Source organism: Frankia sp. CcI156 (assembly GCF_001983015.1).
GTDB classification, from domain to species: domain Bacteria; phylum Actinomycetota; class Actinomycetes; order Frankiales; family Frankiaceae; genus Frankia; species Frankia casuarinae.
Map to the genome: position 1 here is coordinate 1 of NZ_MOMD01000120.1, position 2468 is coordinate 2468.

The following is a 2468-nucleotide window of genomic DNA, read 5'->3' on the forward strand; positions in this document are numbered from 1 at the left end:
ACAATCAATCGCCCATCGGATGCCCAGAAGTGATCACCAGGCAGGCTACCAACAGCTACCAACTATGACGCTGCGCTACCTCGCCGGAGCCCTGGCCGTAAGCGCTGGGTGATCCGCTGGAAGGGCGCGCTCAACGCCTTCGACGTCGCGTTCGACGGCCGGCTCACCGCAGGCCGCAGGTAGTCCGATTCGCCACAGTTGCACCGGTAACTTTACAGACCCGGAACGAGCGGGCGTGCCGCCCGGCTTGGCATAAGGTCCACGGAGGGGCTGTCAGTCTTCGGTCGAAGAGAACGGGCGGTCAGCGACATGCCGACGGTGGTCTGCGTCGGATGCGGCGCCGAAGTGTCGGACGTATCCGGGCCTGTCCATGCCTACATGTGTTCCTCCCCGGGGTGCTGGCAGCTGTACGGCGAGGTGACCGCTCAGAACCTGGCCCAAGCGGAGCTGAGGCTGGCCTTGGACTGCTATGCGGCWCAGCACCCCGGAGGGGCGGAGCACGAGCTGCGGCAGCGCCAGTCCGTGGCAGTGCACCTGACGTCGCTGTGTCTGCATATCGAGGAGCGGCTGCCGGCGGCGCAGCTGATGACGCGGTTAAACAGGATGAGCCGTACTGTCCTGCCGCTTCTGGGCGCGAGTGCCTGGCCCTATCTGCCTCCGCCGGAGCGAATGGGCGACATGACCGTAGCCGATGTCCGTTCCGTGGCCCCTGAACAGCGCGCCGCCTGCCTCGGCGACTGGGCCGAGGCCGTGTGGCGGTCCTGGTCGGCCCAACACGAGACAGTGCGTGGCTGGGCGCGACTGGCACTGAAAGGCAGGTGAAAGCCGAATGATGGGCTTTTCGGCGGGGYCGGCGCGGGACTGCCCCGGCTGCGGGCTCATGTTGCCGGAGCCACCGGAGCAGATACCCGGCCAGGCGGCGGCGGCTTCGGCCGGGTGCTGGTTGCTGTAYACGGAGATGCTCGGCCGGTCCTACAACGACCCCGCCCGCTACTCCTCCCACCAGCTGCTGGTCGACAGTTACACCGCGCAGCACGTCGACTGGTCGCAGCCGCGTCGGGTGCAGGGCCTGTCCATCTGCCTGATGACGCTGTGTCTGTTCCTGGAGGACGGGGCCGACCCGAGGGAAGGACCGCGCCTGCACCGGCGCATGGTCGCCCGACCGGTGTTCCACCCCTTGGACCTCGACCCCGTACTGCTCCACGGCCGGATGACAATCGCCGACCTCGCCCCCGCCGATGATGYCGGCGAGTACGAGACCCTGCTCAGAGCTTGGGCGGCGCAGGTGTGGGGCGCCTGGGCTGCCCACCACACCACAATCAGGGGCTGGATCGAGGAGGCCCTCCCCTGAAGACAACGAGTCCTCGACCCCCCCGTACCACTCACTCCTGGAGCTCAGCGACCCTGAGTAGGAGCTGCTGGGCGACGTCCCGCTGCTCCACGCCACTGTCCTCGGCGATGACCGCGACCGCCAAGGCCGCGAAGCGCAGCATGCCGACCCAGGGTCCGGGCGGATCCGGTATCTGCCGGATGCACGCCGCCACGCTTYTCTCGTCATCCGCCAGAAAATGCGTCAGGGCCGCGCCAGCCAGCTGAGTCGCGAGTCGATTGCGCTCGAGCCGGTCTTCGATACCCAATGCCATCCTGTCTCCCCGCGTTGGTTCCGCCGGCCGCGGCCCACTTCAACCGGTGACCTTTATTCCCATGGAGCGCGCCGTTCCAGCCACTATCTTTTCCGCCGCTTCCATCGAATCGACGTTGAGGTCGGGCAGTTTGACCTTGGCGATTTCACGGAGCTGGCTGACGGTGACCGCACCAGCGTGCTCGGCATGCGGCCTCGGACTGCCCTTGCGGACACCCGCGGCCTGGAGCAGCAGACTGGTCGTGGCGGGCGACTTGACGGAGAGCTCGAAGGAGCGGTCCTCGAAGATCGAAACATCTGCCGAGACCTGCAGCCCGTGGTGGATCGCCGAGGCTTCGTTGAACTCCTTCATCACCCCGACGATGTTGACGCCATAGGTACCGAGAGCCTGGCCAATCTTGGCGACGTTGGCGTTTCCACCCTCCTGCTGGATTCGCACGACGGCGGAGAGTTTCTTCTTAGCGGGCATCCCAAGTTCCTTCTCGGCGAGTCTCTTATCGTAAACTAATGGCGATCCATCGGGGACTATATGACTCATCCCGGCCGTGCGCAAGGAAGTCGAGTTCAACTCAAGGATCACTTGAAAGTGTCTGAGGAAAGAGTGAAGAAAAGCCGTTCCACCAAGGAGTCAGATGTACTGTTCGATTATTCTGTGGGACCTGTCCAGATCCGATCAGACGGTTGCTTCCCTCCGGGACTACCTCCGCGACTATGCCGTTGAGGCGTATTCCCAGGTCAAGGGGCTGCGTCAGAAGTTGTGGATCTCCAACACGGGTCCGGAGGGAGAGTCCCAGGGTGACCCGCAAAGTCATTGATGCAGGTCAGC

4 protein-coding genes are annotated in these 2468 nt (G+C 64.8%); 2 read left to right on the forward strand and 2 right to left on the reverse strand.

Going from position 1 to position 2468, the window contains the following annotated elements; genetic code table 11:
- Positions 1-309: 309 nt before the first annotated feature.
- Together CcI156_RS25330 and CcI156_RS23510 are read left to right on the forward strand one after the other, a co-directional pair.
- A complete protein-coding gene (locus CcI156_RS25330; protein ID WP_011438483.1) occupies positions 310-822 on the forward strand; it encodes a DUF5946 family protein in 513 nt (170 codons plus the stop codon).
- 10 nt (positions 823-832) lie between these two features.
- Entirely contained in the window at positions 833-1351 is a 519-nt protein-coding gene (locus CcI156_RS23510; RefSeq protein ID WP_076808317.1) for a DUF5946 family protein, read from the forward strand.
- A 31-nt stretch (positions 1352-1382) separates the two neighbouring features.
- Here CcI156_RS23510 and CcI156_RS26455 read toward each other — a convergent pair whose 3' ends face one another.
- Both CcI156_RS26455 and CcI156_RS23520 read right to left on the reverse strand, forming a co-directional pair.
- Positions 1383-1544 (reverse strand): hypothetical protein, encoded by a 162-nt coding sequence (locus CcI156_RS26455; protein WP_175443301.1) that lies wholly within the window; start codon positions 1542-1544, stop codon positions 1383-1385.
- Between the two features lie 138 nt (positions 1545-1682).
- Positions 1683-2111 (reverse strand): 50S ribosomal protein L11, encoded by a 429-nt coding sequence (locus tag CcI156_RS23520; protein WP_023842267.1) that lies wholly within the window; start codon positions 2109-2111, stop codon positions 1683-1685.
- Positions 2112-2468 lie beyond the last annotated feature (357 nt).

Excerpts from the sequence above, each read along its gene's own strand:
- CcI156_RS23520 (WP_023842267.1), bottom strand. The coding sequence starts at position 2,111 with ATGCCCGCTAAGAAGAAACTCTCCGCCGTCGTGCGAATCCAGCAGGAG.